Annotated in this window: 13 protein-coding genes; all 13 read right to left on the bottom strand. The window is 45.0% G+C overall.

The window, feature by feature from the left end; all coding sequences use genetic code 11:
- Positions 1-5: 5 nt before the first annotated feature.
- The 13 genes from AC0VYG_RS07140 to AC0VYG_RS07080 all read right to left on the bottom strand — a co-directional run bounded on the left by AC0VYG_RS07140 (position 6) and on the right by AC0VYG_RS07080 (position 15,820).
- Positions 6-650, bottom strand: coding sequence for a 3-keto-L-gulonate-6-phosphate decarboxylase UlaD (locus tag AC0VYG_RS07140; RefSeq protein ID WP_475431627.1), 645 nt, complete (start codon positions 648-650; stop codon positions 6-8).
- Complete coding sequence (locus tag AC0VYG_RS07135; protein ID WP_475431626.1) at positions 643-2,136, bottom strand: FGGY-family carbohydrate kinase; 1,494 nt, start codon at positions 2,134-2,136, stop codon at positions 643-645. Before AC0VYG_RS07135 ends, AC0VYG_RS07140 begins: the two co-directional genes overlap by 8 nt.
- A gap of 10 nt (positions 2,137-2,146) precedes the next feature.
- Positions 2,147-2,842 (bottom strand): L-ribulose-5-phosphate 4-epimerase, encoded by a 696-nt coding sequence (locus AC0VYG_RS07130; protein ID WP_475431625.1) that lies wholly within the window; start codon positions 2,840-2,842, stop codon positions 2,147-2,149.
- A gap of 97 nt (positions 2,843-2,939) precedes the next feature.
- Positions 2,940-3,935 carry a DctP family TRAP transporter solute-binding subunit gene (locus AC0VYG_RS07125; RefSeq protein ID WP_475431624.1) on the bottom strand — a complete coding sequence of 332 codons (996 nt, stop codon included), beginning with the start codon at positions 3,933-3,935 and terminating at the stop codon, positions 2,940-2,942.
- Between the two features lie 18 nt (positions 3,936-3,953).
- Positions 3,954-5,234 carry a TRAP transporter large permease subunit gene (locus AC0VYG_RS07120; RefSeq protein WP_475431623.1) on the bottom strand — a complete coding sequence of 427 codons (1,281 nt, stop codon included), beginning with the start codon at positions 5,232-5,234 and terminating at the stop codon, positions 3,954-3,956.
- Positions 5,231-5,713: a TRAP transporter small permease gene (locus tag AC0VYG_RS07115; protein ID WP_475431622.1), complete on the bottom strand. Its 483-nt coding sequence runs from the start codon at positions 5,711-5,713 to the stop codon at positions 5,231-5,233. Before AC0VYG_RS07115 ends, AC0VYG_RS07120 begins: the two co-directional genes overlap by 4 nt.
- Positions 5,714-5,740: 27 nt before the next feature.
- Positions 5,741-6,748: a 3-dehydro-L-gulonate 2-dehydrogenase gene (gene yiaK / locus AC0VYG_RS07110; RefSeq protein ID WP_475431621.1), complete on the bottom strand. Its 1,008-nt coding sequence runs from the start codon at positions 6,746-6,748 to the stop codon at positions 5,741-5,743.
- A gap of 371 nt (positions 6,749-7,119) precedes the next feature.
- Positions 7,120-8,376 (bottom strand): sirohydrochlorin chelatase, encoded by a 1,257-nt coding sequence (locus AC0VYG_RS07105; RefSeq protein ID WP_475432527.1) that lies wholly within the window; start codon positions 8,374-8,376, stop codon positions 7,120-7,122.
- A gap of 81 nt (positions 8,377-8,457) precedes the next feature.
- A complete protein-coding gene (gene cobN / locus AC0VYG_RS07100) occupies positions 8,458-12,342 on the bottom strand; it encodes a cobaltochelatase subunit CobN (RefSeq protein ID WP_475431620.1) in 3,885 nt (1,294 codons plus the stop codon).
- Between the two features lie 145 nt (positions 12,343-12,487).
- On the bottom strand, positions 12,488-13,570 hold the full coding sequence (gene cobW, locus AC0VYG_RS07095) for a cobalamin biosynthesis protein CobW (RefSeq protein WP_475431619.1): 1,083 nt from the start codon (positions 13,568-13,570) through the stop codon (positions 12,488-12,490).
- 15 nt (positions 13,571-13,585) lie between these two features.
- On the bottom strand, positions 13,586-14,365 hold the full coding sequence (cobM, locus tag AC0VYG_RS07090) for a precorrin-4 C(11)-methyltransferase (protein ID WP_475431618.1): 780 nt from the start codon (positions 14,363-14,365) through the stop codon (positions 13,586-13,588).
- 27 nt (positions 14,366-14,392) lie between these two features.
- On the bottom strand, positions 14,393-15,169 hold the full coding sequence (gene cobJ, locus AC0VYG_RS07085; RefSeq protein ID WP_475431617.1) for a precorrin-3B C(17)-methyltransferase: 777 nt from the start codon (positions 15,167-15,169) through the stop codon (positions 14,393-14,395).
- 291 nt (positions 15,170-15,460) lie between these two features.
- Complete coding sequence (locus tag AC0VYG_RS07080; protein WP_475431616.1) at positions 15,461-15,820, bottom strand: MliC family protein; 360 nt, start codon at positions 15,818-15,820, stop codon at positions 15,461-15,463.
- Between the last annotated feature and the right edge of the window lie 23 nt (positions 15,821-15,843).

Below are 15,843 nucleotides of genomic sequence, written 5' to 3'. Positions count from 1 at the left end.
AAGACCTACCAGAATTTAGATATTTCATTATGAAATGATCCCGCAACAACTAAGCCCTTATCGCTCGCTAATGCTCGACCAGCAATAAAGGCTTTTACTTTAATGTGTTTGAATAAAGACAAGTCTGCGGGCTCAATTCCACCTGTAATGGATAACTCAATACCAATATCTGAGAGCTGCTGCATTTTGTTAAGGTCTTTATCTGTCCAACTAACGCCTGCAAGTTCTGCGTCTCGAGAACGATGATAAATGGCTTGAGTAACCCCCATATCATACCATGCTCTGGCGTCCTCTAAGGTCCAATGACCGTATAGCTCTATTTGAATATCACCTTGATGTTGATCTGCTATTTTCTTCGCAGCCCTGATGGTTTCAATGTGTGCTGCAGCGCTGACGGTTACCCAATTAGCTCCCGCTTCTAATGCCAACTTTGTTAAAATGGCACTGGCATCGGTCACTTTCATGTCACACACAATAATGTGATTCGGGTACTTTTTACGCATTTTTGCCACGCAGCTCATGCCTTCGGCAAACGCTAAGATAGTGCCGACTTCAATCACATCTAATTGCTCAGCAACACGCGAGACGGACTCAAAAGCTGTGTCTATATCGGTTGAGTCCAATGCCATTTGCAATAATGGTTTAGTCATATTTTTGTTCCTCAAATGCTTTAAAAAAGGCGACAAGCTGCAAATAACGACGATATTTTCGCTGGTATTGTTCGTAGTGAGACGTGTTAGGATGGAAGCGCTTTATATCGACGTGCATCGCCTTAAAACCCGCTTGAATGGACGGGTATTCACCCGCACCGGCCATGGCAACCAAAGCGGCTCCAAGAGAGCCGGTTTCCTCTATGCAAGGAATTTCAACCGACATTCCGGTAAGGTCAGCAAGCATTTGCATCCATACATTTGATACCGTTGACCCACCGGCAACTCGAAGGGAGATAGCATCAGGAAAACGCACTCGCATTCGGTCTAAATGCACATTGTGACAAAATAAAATGCCTTCCCAGATTGCTTGAATCAATTGCCCTTTTGAATGGTGCGCCTGCAACCCATAAAAACCAGCTTTTAGACCTAATCCCATATTCGATCCATACAAAAAGGGAACAAAAAACAAATCACTGCTTGCTGGTTCTAAAGCAGCCAACAATGCTTCATTCTCTTGATGGTTAAACTCACCATTTTGGCCCAAATAATCGACAAACCATTCATAATTGCCTGCTGATGTGGGACTGGCTTCGTGAATAATATATTGTCCATCAACCACATAATGACCATAGACATAGCGGTAATCTAAAGGCGGAATATTATCTGCAATACCGGAAGTGACGGACCAGGTTCCCATCACATAATTAAGTGAGTTAGCACTTTCATCAATGCCTGAACAAACGGCTGTTGAAACCACATCAAATAGTCCACCAAATACCTGGGTTCCTACTTTTAAACCTGTTTCACGGGCTATTTCTGGCGTAACATAACCCGCTAACTGGTCAGGTTTTATAATAGGAGGGAGAGCGGAAAACACCTCATCAACCCCAAATAAAGCCAGCAGTTCAGCATCATAATTTCCTGTATTGGCATTGAAGAAATTGCTTTCAGAGATATTGGTTAACTCAGCGTGTACCTCACCAGTTAATCGAAAACGAATATAATCGTGAGCCATTAATATGGCACCGATTTGCTCGTAGTTTTCCGGCTCATAGTCTTTTAGCCAACGAATAATGGAAACTGGATGGCCTGTCCATAAGGTTTGTAGAGTAAGCGGATAAATCTTTTCAGGAAGCTTTTCCGCCTGCCATCTTTTCACAATATCAAGAGATCGAGAGTCGGAAGACAAGATACCATTTCGTAAATTACGCTGATTCTTATCAAGCAAATACACGCCCTTACCTTGTGCGGAAATGCTAATACCTTTGATGTCATCAACATTAATATCTGTTGTCGTTAATAGTTTTGAAATGGCGGCCTTAGCATCATCCCATAAGGCATCTAAATCTCGTTCAACCCATCCCTGCTTATTATTAATAACTTTCGCAGACACCTTTGCTATAGCAATTTGATGACCAGAGCGGTCCAATAAGGCCGCCTTCATAAAGGTTCCACCAGAGTCCAATCCAATAAAATAGTTCATCTCTGACTTCCTACGATTTCTGGCCGTAATAAGCATTTTTGCCATGTTTACGCAGGTAATGCTTATCCAATAATTCCTCTTGGACTTTCACTCCGATATTTAAGGAGCGAGTTGCGATGGCCATGGCTGACACTTCCTCTAACACAACGGCGTTATGAACCGCATCAAACGCGTCTTTTCCCCACGAAAAAGGCGCATGACCAGAAACAACCGCACCTGGAATGGCGGCGGCATCAAGGTTTCTTTTAGTGAACTCTTCAATAAGAACAAGCCCCGTATTTTTCTCATAATCATGAGCGATTTCAGCGGCTGAGAGCTGACGAGTACAGGGTATATCGCCGTAAAAATAATCAGCGTGCGTTGTTCCCAATGCGGGTATATCCAGCCCCGCCTGGGCCCAAACTGTCGCATGTCGAGAATGAGTGTGGACAATGCCACCAATACTATGGAACGCTTTATACAACTCAATGTGAGTTTGTGTATCACTGGAAGGATTTAGATGTCCTTCCACTTGTTTACCATCGAGATCAACAATAACAATGTCATCGACAGTCATTTGCGAATACTCCACACCCGATGGCTTAATCGCAATAATGCCTTTATCACGATCTATCTCAGACACGTTACCCCAGGTAAAAGTGACTAGACCATACTCGGGAAGCTTTAAATTGGCCTTTAAAACCCGCTCTTTTAATGCTTGATACATAATGATTCCCTCACGAAAATCGATTCTTGATGCTCAATAAAATACAAGATCAAATACAGGGCTTAATAAGATGATTCTCATCAAACCCCGCACTTTTTTATTGTTTTGATGCCGCTAAAATTTCGTTCACCATTTTGTCACCGTATTGTTTAATAAAGGCATTCCAAACAGGCTTGACCGCTTTTTGAAATGCCGCAGTATCGACATCACGATTGACTTTCATGCCATGCGCCTCTAGCTCAGAAATCATTTTGGCCTCTTTATCAACACTTAGTTTACGTTGCATAGCAATCGCATCTTTTGCAGCACTCATGATAATTTTCTGATTTTCAGGACTTAATTTATTAAACTTTTTTAAGTTCATCGCAAAAACTAATGGTGAATAAGCATGCTGAGTAAGACTTAAATACTTCTGAACTTCATAAAGCTTATAAGAAAGGGTAACTGGAATAGGTTGATCTTGAGCATTCACAACATTTGTTTCTAATGCATTATAAAGTTCTGACGCGGGAATTTGAGTTGGGTTCGCCCCTAAAAGAGCGAACATATCATTCAATGCTTTAGAACCATTCACTCGCATCCTTAAACCCTTAAGATCACTCGGTTCACGAATGGGGCCTCGATTATTGGTAATGTTTCGATAACCATTTTCAGGATAACCAAGCCCTTTAATACCAAACTGCTCCATACTAGCTAAAACAGATTGCCCAACTTTTCCATCCAGCACTTTATAAGCGGTTTTTCGATTCGGAAACATAAATGGCAGGGTAAAAGCAGAAGATTCCGGTAGTAGTCCAGAATAATTATTCAAACCGACAATGGAAAAGGTAATAACGCCTAATCGTGTTTCCTGAATCAGTTGAGAATCAGTGCCAAGTTGACCATGAGGGAATATATTAACTTTAATATCACCATGAGTGCGACTTTCAACTTCTTTTTTAAAATAAAGAGACATTGTTTGCTGTAGATCTGACTTAGGCGCTGAATGAGCCAGCTTAAACGTCATATCCGCCATCGAATTACCAGAAAAAACGGTTAATGTCATCAATGACACAACACTCAAATATTTCAAACAAAATTTAATTATTTTCATTATTTTCTCCTTTTGATTTCAACCAATAATTAATTTCATTGGAATAGTTATAATTCCAGGAAATACAATAAATAGTATAAGTAACAATACATAGGCTCCTATAAAGGGAAGTACACCTTTTAAAGAAGCAGACATTGGCACTCGAGATACCCCACAAACAACATTTAAAACATTACCAACGGGTGGAGTAATAAGACCTATGGAAGTATTAATAACAAACATTAATCCGAAATACACAGGATCAATACCTGCCAATTTAATAACCGGCATAAGTAATGGCACCAGAATCAAGATACTTGGGCTTAAATCCATCACCATGCCAACTAAAAAAACCAGCAGCATAATAACGGCCATTAATAAACGTGGGCTGTCGACAAGTGGTGTCAGTAATTCGGCAAGCTGTTGAGGCAATTGGGCAACGGTAATTAACCAAGCAGCCACCATCGCGCAACCAACAAGGAACATCACCATGGCTGTTGATCGTGCAGCTCGGCCAAGCACCAGATATAACTTGCGAAATGTTAATTCACGATAGACAAAAGTAGAAATAAAAATGGCATAAACGGCTGCTACTGCAGCGGCTTCTGTAGGAGTAAATACTCCAAAACGAATACCGCCTAATATAATAATGGGTAAAAAAAGTGCCCAAATTCCTTCTTTAAGGGCTGCTAATTTCTCTTTTTTAGATGCCTTCTCCTCCACCTTTAGATTTTCTTTTCTTACTAAGAAAAACCACATTAGAAGTAACGTCCCTCCCATAATAAAACCAGGGACAATCCCGCCAATAAATAAGTTCTTAATGGATATGCCACCAGCAACACCGATTAGAATTAAAGGAATAGAAGGAGGGATGACGGGGGCAATAATTCCGCCGGATGCAAGTAGCCCAATAGACGATCCTTCAGGGTATTTTGCTCCTTTCATCATAGGGTAGAGAATACTCACGAGTGCTGCAGCATCCGCAACGGCGGAGCCAGATAACCCTGCTAATAAAACAGATGTTAAAATAGCAACATAGCCTAAACCACCTTTACGATGACCAACAAACGCATTGGCAAGACGCACGATTCTTATAGACAAGCCACCGATTGACATCACCTCACCAGCAACTAAAAAGAAAGGAATCGCCAAGAGAGTAAAACTATCCACACCACTAATAAGTGCATTAGATAAAATATCAGCACTAAAAAGATCCATATGAAGCATAAGTGCCATAGAGGACAATAAAAGTGCAAATGACACAGGAAGCCCTAGTAAAATCGAGCCAATTAATACCACAAGAAAAATGGCCAGCGTCATTCTTGATCCTCCCTATCCATTAACCAATTAGGGTTGAATATTCGCACCAAAGAAATTAACGCAATTAATAACCCAGAGATCACACCAGCCAAAGCAAATAAGGCGGTAGGAAGACCTGTAAGAGGAGAAATATTGTCCCAATTTGCCATCGTTTGATTGAAAGCACCAAAGAACAACATGCCTGATGAAATAAATATAACGATCCAAATCAGGCGATTAAGAATCGGCACAGCGCTCGGAAAAAATCGCTCAGAAAATTCTGCAATGGCAAGGTGTTCACCGCGACGCAAAACAACGGCAGCACCGAGTAAAACAATCCAAACCAAACATAATCTAGAAAGCTCTACCGAGGCTCTAAGTCCTGATGAAAAACCATAACGAAGAACCACATTGGTAAATACTAAAACAATCATAGAAGCGAGAATCACGGTAATAATCACATCTATGCATTGCCACATCCATTTAATTATTTTTATCATGGTGAAAGCCTCTGGAAACTCGTTTTATCAACTCAGCAATGCTTGGATTTGCTCCCAAATTTGCTCATGAATCTCAATACCGCCAGCCTCTCTGTGTTTCTCTATGAATTTTTCAATGCTGCTACCAGCAATCTGCACGGTACCGGATTCTGCAGGTTCAGACGCCAAGACATATTCTCTAATCCGTTTCATTTCTGCTGAAAACTGGGAAGCGTCGATGGTTTTACTAAGGTCTATGGCAATAAGAAATTGAGACACGCCAAACTCCCCTCCCATATCTTCTGTAAGTGCTGGGACGGAATGTCCGCCAGTAATAGCGGTTAGCATCATGTCTAAAACAATCGACATGGAAGAGCCTTTCCAGAACCCCATGGGCAAAATGCGTTTGTTTTTCCACAACACATGTGGATCTTTCGTTAACTCACCGGCATTATCGAAACCACCAATCACTGGCAGTTCTTTATCTGCTAAGACGTAGTTCTGAAGTTGACCATAGGAATATTGAGACATAGAGCAATCGACAAGAACGGGAGGCTCTCCGGCAATTGCCATAATAAGAGGGTTAGTCCCTAAGCGATGATCTTTCCCCCCCCATGCAGGCATGACAGCCGTGGAGTTGGTGGCGGCAATACCAGCAAACCCTTCACGGGCCATTCGCAGCACATAAGAACCACCACGCATCCAGTGATTTGAATGACGCATTCCTACCATGCCAATACCGTACTGGCGAGCAAGCTCCATAGCACGATCTGCACAAATTAAACCGTTCAAAACCCCCGGACCGTAATGACAATCCCATTGTTCTAAAGCCCCCATACTATTCACACACTCAGGTGTTTCATTGAGTTTAATTTGGCCTTTATCTACCTGAGATATAAAAACAGGGAATCGATTAATACCATGGGAATAAATACCTTCATTTGCCATTTCTACAAAACCTTCAGCAAGACGCGCTGCTGACTCAGTTTGCATTCCCCTCGCTGACAAAATGCTTTTGTAAGTATCAGTAAGCTTCTCTATAGAAATTATTGGCATATCAACGTCCTTAATTTATTAAATTCCGTATTACGGAATTTGTTATTGTTATTATTCCATATAATGGCACTATATTTTGTTGATGTGAAGCCTGTTTGAAAAATAGTCAAAAAATAAATCATCAAAACGCGCAGAAAATCACGCTCACTAAACGCTAATCGAGAGATGAAGTCAGAAAAAAACGAGTCGTGATAACGGGTTAAAAAAAAGATGAATTGATAGGACGGTCAGGGAAAAAATGTTTGATACTGGCAATTTTTTATTCGAAAGGAGTGAAAAACCGTGCTTTTTGTGCTTTTTATCCAAAAAAAACCAGCTCTAAGGCTGGCTTTTCGTGTTTAAGTTAGAGTTAGCATTTATCGATAACAGGATCAGCGGTGAGCAAAAGCCGTTTTGCTGCAATCCCCATCGATTTTGTCTTTCTCTTCTTCCAAAATCTCATCGGTAAACTGGCTCATAAAGCAGCAACAAATCCCCTCACCAATCATAGTACGTGGCCCCATTGGGTGACCAATGTGCTTATAGACACCATGGCTGTGACCATGTGAGTGATCGTGGGAATGCCCATGAGAGTGATCATGACTATGAGAATGGTCATGTGCGTGGCTGTGTGAGTGACCGTGATCATGGGAATGGTCATGATGTTTGAGTAGCACTGAATGCTGTTTTTCTGAATGATCAAGTGCTTGAACCAAGTTGGTAAAGTGTTTGGTATCGAACTCTGATAAGCCTTGTGTATCATCTTGTGGGTCAACAAATTCTGCATGGTGATGGTGGATGTCCACTTCCCCTGCAGCAAGGCGGCGTTTAAAGGAGCTCATCAGCGTTTCTTCACCCGTTTGCAATTCCCCTTGCATGATCTCTTCCACACGATGTTGGAATGCATCAATGACTTTCGTATGGTCACTTAAATAATGGGCTTGGACGAAGGCGATCTCAGGGTTCGCTTCGGCGACTTTGTTCACATACCCTTGAATCCGTTTGATCAAGCGGCCAGTAAACAGGAAGTACGGTGCCACGACAATGCGCTTAAAACCCAGTTTCAGTAGTTTCTCAAGACCCACCCCGACAGATGGATAAGTCACACCAGAATAGACGGTATCTGCCCAACCAAACCCCATGTTTTCATTAACAATACGCGTTAATTTAGCCGCTTCGGCATTAGCATAGGTATCAGACGTACCTCGTCCGACCACCACCAGCATGGTGTCATAAAGATTTTCGGGTGGGTTTTCTGGATCCAAGCACAAGGATTCATAAATACGTGCTTGAAATGCCTCGATCATGTCGTCCTGCAACCCTAATTCACGGCCATAGGTAATCTTTAAACCTGGGTGCTTATCTTCGTAGGTTGTCAGAACGGAAGGAATATCGTTTTTGGCGTGCGTTGCGGCGAACAACATACCCGGTATGGCATAAATTTCTTCGACACCTTGATTCACCAAACTGTCTAAGCCCATATGAATATTCGGTGCAGAAAATTCCAGAAAGCCATATTCCACTGGAATATCAGGGTAACGTTCTTTGAGTCCCTTTGCTACAAGACCAAATTCACGTTCAGCGTCTTTATCTCGGCTGCCGTGACCACAAATCATAATGCCCTTTTTGGCCTGTTTTTTATTGCTCATCATTTCTCTCTACTTTATTCATCTCAGCTAGTGGTAGTCTAAATCCAACCAGCAAGGTTACAAGAGATCTTCTGCCCAAGATCACTGACATTGTTCTTGTTGCTGATCTAGATCAAGCAACAAGGATTGAATTTTTTCCTGATATTCCTCTGCGTTCTGCCACATACCACGCTGTATCGCCTCTAACAAACGCTCGCCCATTTCCTCAAGCGCGTGGGGGTTATTATCGCGCATAAAGGCTTGATTGTCCGGATCAAGCAACAATTGATCGGTCACTTGCTCATATTGGTAATCCGCTACTAGATCGGTTGTCGCATCGTAAGCAAACAGGTAATCCACCGTAGCGCTCATTTCAAAGGCGCCTTTGTAGCCATGGGTTTGCATAGCGTCGATCCATTTGGGGTTCAGCACCCGAGACCGTACCACTCGATTAAGCTCTTCTTTCAAGGTACGAATTTTGGGTGAACTGGGGTTAGAATGATCGCTGTGATACACACTGGGGGCTTCCCCACGAAACGTGGTCACCGCGTTGGTCATCCCCCCTTGAAATTGATAATAATCATCCGAATCGAGAATATCGTGCTCACGATTATCCTGATTTTGCACCACCACATCCAACTGAGACAAACGCTCAACAAACGCTTCTTTCGCTTCTACGCCTTCGCCCTGGCTCTTAACACCATGATTAGCACTATCTTTATCAGCTTCATCACTATAAGAACCATAAGCATAACCGCCCCAGTTCACATAGGCTTCCGCAAGATCCGCTTTGGTATCCCAACATCGCTCGTCAATCAAACCTTGCAACCCTGCACCATAAGCACCCGGTTTGCTACCAAAAACACGGTAAGTGGCCTGACGATTGGCTTGCCCGTCGCTCATGCCTTGAGCAAGTAACTTGCTTTTACGTGCTTGCACATTGGCACGAATTACATTCCCCGTTCCGGGCTCTTCAAAGTCCGCAATGGCTTGCACCGCCGCATCATACAGTCGCATCACATTAGCAAACGCATCACGGAAAAAACCAGATACCCGCAAGGTCACATCCACCCGAGGTCGACCGAGTTGCATGCAGGATAGAATCTCAAAATCGGTCACACGGTTCGACCCTGGCGCCCAAATAGGACGAACGCCCATTAGGGCAAAGGCTTGAGCGATATCATCCCCACCGGTTCGCATGGTAGCGGTTCCCCACACAGACAAACCCAAGTCTTTCGGGTAATCGCCATGTTCTTGCAAATGTCGCTGGATCAAAGCTTCAGCCGATTGCTGACCAATTGCCCACGCCGCCGGGGAGGGAATCGCCCGATTGTCCACCGAGAAGAAATTACGCCCCGTTGGCAATGTATCCAGCCGACCTCGGGTTGGTGCGCCACTTGGTCCAGGAGGAATAAAGCCACCAGCTAAACCGGTCAATAAGGCCTGTATTTCATTATGGGCACTTTGCCGCAACGCCTCCAGCAGACGCTGTTTACTATGAGCCAATAACACCGCGGTTTGCGGTAGGCTTGTGGCCAATTCCTCTACCGATTCATCACCGATGACGTAACTCAACACTAACGCTTTTGCTAATAGCTCCAAGCGCTCTTTCGTATCGGCATGGGTTCGCCAAGCCGATTGGCTCACTGATTCTAACAGTTCAGGCCGATTACCTAACCATAGTGTGCGCTCACTTTTCATCGGATCAAATCCGTCTTGCTCCAGTGATAAATCGTTTACCAACCCATGAAGAATGCCATGACTGGTGACCTCACCACCTCGTGGTAAACGCAACAAGGCCACTAGGGTATCGGCTAATTTATCGGCTTCTGGTAATTCACCCAAGCGGTGCAAACCATGGCGAATTTGCGCCTCTTTAATGTCACATAAATAGGTGTCTAACCCTTCCAAGACCGAATCATCATTGCTGGCTTCAACCCCAACAAGCTCTTCCAATAAATGGGACTCTTGGACTTTGTTGAGGATCTGTTCGCGTAGCCAGGTTTCTCGGCGTATGTCCATGCCCATGGCTTGGTAATATTCGTCGACGAGGTTTTCCAGCTCCGCCATATCACCATAGGTTTCGGAGCGGGTCATGGGCGGCATCAGATGATCAATAATCACCGCTTGTGCACGTCGTTTGGCTTGCGCGCCCTCTCCTGGATCGTTCACGATAAAAGGATAAAAATGCGGCATAGGCCCAAGGGCAATGTCCGGCCAGCACGACGCCGATAAGGCCGTGCCTTTGCCAGGCAACCATTCAAGATTACCGTGTTTACCCACGTGCACAAACGCGTCCACTTGATAAACGTGACGCAGCCAAAAATAGAAAGCCAAATAACTATGGGGGGGAATCAAATCGGGATCATGATAATTCGCGGCGAGATCCAAGTTAAACCCTCGGGCGGGTTGAATCCCCACAAAGGTTTCCCCTAAGCGAATGCCTGCCAACATAATGCGACGTTGGCCATTTTGTTCACGGCATTTATGATCGTCTTCTGGCGGTCCCCAGCGATCCCATACGGCATGCTGGCACTCTAATGGCAGTTGATAGAAATATTGTAAATAGTCTTCTAAGGCGAGGCTTTGCCAGCAGCCTCGTTCGTGCAAGGTATTGGGATTATTGGTCACCGCGCCAAGCAATTCTTCAATCAAGGCATTACCGTGGGCGGGAATATTCTCAATCGGATACCCGGCACTCTCTAACGCTTTTAATAAATTGACCGCCGAGGCGGGCGTATCCAAGCCCACCCCATTTCCAATACGCCCATCTTTGGTGGGGTAATTGGCTAATACAAAGGCAATGCGTTTTTGATGATTGGGTTTACAGGCCAAATGAGTGAAGCGCTTGGCAAGCTGAGCGACAAAACGCGCACGTTCTTGGTGTAATTCATAACGCACCAAATCCACTTGGGCGATGTCGTTGTAATGACTTAAGGCTTTAAAGCTGACCGTACGCGTAATAATGCGCCCATCCATTTCTGGCAAAACGATTTGCATGGCCACATCTCGACTGCGCAAGCCTTGGGTTTGCGCTTGCCAATCCTCTTCGGTACTGCCTGACAGGATCAACTGCAACACCGGAATGGGAACAGCAAAGGCCGACTGAAAATCCGTCGGCTCAGAAGCCAGATCAGGGCTGCCGACGCGATTGGCGGCAAAGCCTGTGGTGTTTAGAATCACTTTGGCTTGAGTGCGTTCTACTAGCGATTCGATCAAACCCACTGACACATCGTCTTTTAAAGAGCTAACCGCTACGGCTAACGGCACCAAACCTTCTTGCTCTAAGACATCAATCAAGCCATCAAACATGGCAGTGTTGCCACTTTGTAAATGGGATCGATAGAAAACCACGATAACAACAGGATGCTCCTGTGCCAAACCGTCAGCATAGTGGCGAGACCATTGCAAAAAACCAGACGCACTGCCCCCATGATAAATCAACGCATTGGGTAAAGGGGCTGGTTCTTGCCATGGATAAGATCGATCAAAATAACGATCCGCGAGGAAATACAATAATTGCTGAGAGTTGCTTTGGCCGCTTTCACGCAGATAGCGCCACACGCGGTGACCGTCTTCTGGTTGCGCGGTAGAAGCCTTCATTAAAGAAGGGTCTTGCGCATCGTCTCCCGGCACAACTATCAAGGTTCGGCCACTTTTGGCGTGCGACCAATCCTGTAAACGTTGAAAACCATAGGCCCAGTAGTGTTCGCCGCCAAGCAACGACACCACAACGACTTTTGCGTGATCAAGTACCTTATGTTCGTATAAATCGTACGCAGCAGGTTTCACCAACTGCATCCAATTAGCAAGGCGGACCGAAGGTAAGGACGCCCCCTGAGCAGACAACTGCTCCAATGCACTGCCAAGCGCACCGAGCACACTATCTGCAGCGGCCAGAATCACTAAGTCGGCAGGAGTTTGTCCAAGATCGACAATCCCTTCATCATCAACAAAGCCCCCTGGTTTGGCTGCTAATAAGTGCACTCTTTCTCCAATTGCTTTCTTGTACTCACTCACCATTCCCGCAAAGGCGGGAATCCTGTAGTGGCATAGGTTTTTCATTACGAGCTTGGCATAGCCCTCTTAACCCCTCCCTCCCCCCTATCAAGGGGAGGAAATTAAGAGGGGGTTAAGCGCTCATCGCATCATGCAAAATGTTCTCAATGCGCTCTTTCTCAATACCTTTGCCGATAAACACCAACTGCGTTTTACGCACTTCTTCCGGTTGCCATAGACGATCAAAGTAGCGATCCAATCGAGTACCGACGGCTTGAAACACTTGGCGCATTGGCTTGCCATGAACGGCTGCAAAACCTTTTACACGGAAGATATTGTACTCTTCAATAAGTTGCGTCAGCGTGTCTTGCAATAGGTCTGACGACACTTCACCCAGGGACACCACAAATGAATCAAAATGATCGTGGGCATGATCATGATGCTCACCATGGGCGTGATGATGATCGTGATGATTATGCACCTCATCAATGCGGCTCTCGGTGGCAGCATCAATGCCCAGCAGCATATCCAACGCCGCTTCGCCGTTTTCGATGTAGACCGTTTTTACCGTTGTTGGTACTTCATGGGCGATTATGGCTTGCACGCGAGCACGTTCTTCGTCGTTCAATAAATCGTTTTTACTGACCACAACCAAGTCAGCGGCACTTAACTGATCATCCAATAGCTCTTGTAAACTTGGATCATGGTCTAAACTGTCGTCTGCTTGGCGTTGTGCTTTTACTTTTTCTTCGTCATGGGCAAAGCGCCCTGCCGCAACGGCGGGACCATCGACGACGGTAATAACCGCATCGACCGTACAATGCTCTTTAATGCCCGGCCAGTTGAACGCTTGCACCAAAGGTTTGGGTAACGCCAAACCGCTAGTTTCAATCAGGATATGATCAATATCGCCGCGGCGTGCAACAAGCTGCTCCATGACAGGAAGAAACTCTTCTTCTACCGTGCAACAAATACAGCCATTGGCTAATTCGTAAAAACCATCATCGCTACGCTGACCACCCTCTTCGACCCCCTCAGGACAATCCAGTGGACAAGAGCGGAGCAGATCGGAATCAATGTCTAACTCGCCAAACTCATTGACGATCACCGCAATGCGTTTGCCTGCGGCTTGTTTTAATACATTCGACAATAGTGTTGTTTTACCACTGCCCAAAAAGCCTGTCACAATGGTTGTTGGAATTTTATTGAGCTGCATAAGGAATCCTTGCTGTTATTTTTTAAGGTCACGTTGACGGTGAATTTTTCGAAAAATGTGTGCCTGACCTTTATCGTAAAGGTAAGAGTCGGCAAAGTCCTCAGTATCTAACACATGGCCCACTAAAATAAGGCTGGTTCGAGTAAATTTTTTCTCACGTACTTTCGCCACGATGTCGGCTAAGGTGCCCACCACATAATCCTGATCTGGCCAACTGGTGCGATAACACACGGCCACAGGGCAATCCGCCCCATAATGGGGAAGCAGTTCTTCAACGATTTTATGGATACGCGTCACCCCAAGATGAATGGCTAAGGTGGCCCCACTTTGTGCTAAAGCGGGCAATCGTTCACGCTCCGGAAACGGCGTTTTACCTTCATAGCGCGTCATAATAACGGTTTGAGAAACGCCCGATAAGGTTAACTCTTTGCGAAGCAACGCCGCCGAAGCTGCCACAGCACTGACCCCTGGGATGACGTCATAATCAATGCCTAATGCTTCAAGACGGCGAATTTGCTCACCAATTGCCCCATACAAAGCGGGGTCACCAGACTGTAAGCGGGCCACATCTTTGCCTTCTTTGGCGGCTTGTTCGATGACGGAAGTGGTTTCATCCAGATTCATTTGTGCTGTATCGTAAATCGCTTCGGCACTGCCACGCACACTGTCAATCACTTGTGTGGGAATCAAAGAGCCCGCATAGAGAATAATCGGACAACGCTCGATGGTTTTAACGGCTTTTACCGTCATCAAATCTGGGTCGCCTGGGCCCGCACCAATAAAGTAAACCGTCATGTATTTCCCTTATTATTTTTTCACCAACTAAAGCTTCTTAGAATAGCCACGCGGCGTGTATATCCAATGCTTGTCACCATTGACGATGTGTTTGGAGTCAGAATTTCCGACGCTGACCATGGTAAACATATCCACGTTTTTAGCATCCAATTCGCCTAGAGTAGTAAAGGTAATCTCTTCTTCAGGGCGCGTTAATTGACGGCCAATCATCACAGGCGTGCTCGCGGGACGATACTTCAGCAATACATCACGGGCGTGGTTTAATTGCCAATCGCGCTTTTTCGAAACGGGGTTGTAGAAAGACACAACAAAATCGCCCGCACCACATGCGTGCAATCGTTTATCAATGGTTTCCCAAGGGGTGAGTAAGTCTGATAATGAAATCGTACAGAAATCGTGCCCCAGCATCGCGCCTACTCGGCTGGCTCCCGCCTGCATGGCGGAAATGCCTGGGATGACTTCAATGTCCACGTCCAGCCATTCAGGGTGGTTCTCTTTGCCTTGCAATTGCCAATCCAGCAATTCAAATACCAAGGTCGCCATGGCATAAATACCAATATCGCCACTGGAAATTAAGGCGGTATTTTTACCTTGTGAGGCTAGGTCCAGTGCTAAACGCGCCCGTCCAATTTCTTCACCTAAAGGCAAGTTATGAAACGTTTTACCCGCACTCAGCTCACCTAATAAATCCAAATAATAGCCGTAAGCCACCCAATCACTGCATACGGATAGCGCTTTTGTAGCATTGGGGGCAACTAAACCAAGGTCACCAGGTCCCATGCCCATTATAAATAGTTTGCCCATTACATCTCTTTATTATCGTCAAGTGCACTTTATTATGACATGCACTCTATCAGTAAACGCCCTTAGAGCACGGAGCGCTTGTTGAACATAGTGAAACACCCAAGGGATGAGTAGGACGTTATTGTACACTTGATGGGAATAAGACGGGATGAAAAGACTCAGTTTTATCGTGAGAGATATTCAGGTAGGTAACACTACCTAAGCGTCCACATAAAAAGAGCGACTGGATCAGAAAAACATGATACGACCAGCCTTTTATTAATAGTAGAAAACATAGAGGCTAGCGTCGAATTAAGATTCGACGCGAACTAACTGACATTTAACTTCTTTAAGATCATCAATTTCGATGGCGGCTTTATTTTTTTCGGACCAAAAAGACACATCTTCTCCCAGATAATAGGCGCCAGAAGCGCTGATCGCGTGGGTTAAGTGATAATGTTTGTTTTGCCAATTCAACAGTGCCTCTTCACCATGAAATTGAATTTCCATAGGCTCCCCTTCACAAAGATAATAGACAACATTCGTCTGGGTATCGATCTGCGATACCTCATTATCTTTCACTTGCTTAGGTGGTGGCGTACTGCACGCCGTTAGCCCTAACATTAAACACACCATCATACTGTTGCGTATCGATAACATCTTGATTCGCATAGAGACTCCGCTCAAATTCTTTG

Source organism: Marinomonas sp. 63XJN7_7_ISO-PGPR-S23-202, from assembly GCF_056173505.1.
The sequence above is the reverse complement of the archived record's forward strand: the minus strand, read 5'-3'. Positions and strand labels throughout refer to the sequence as shown.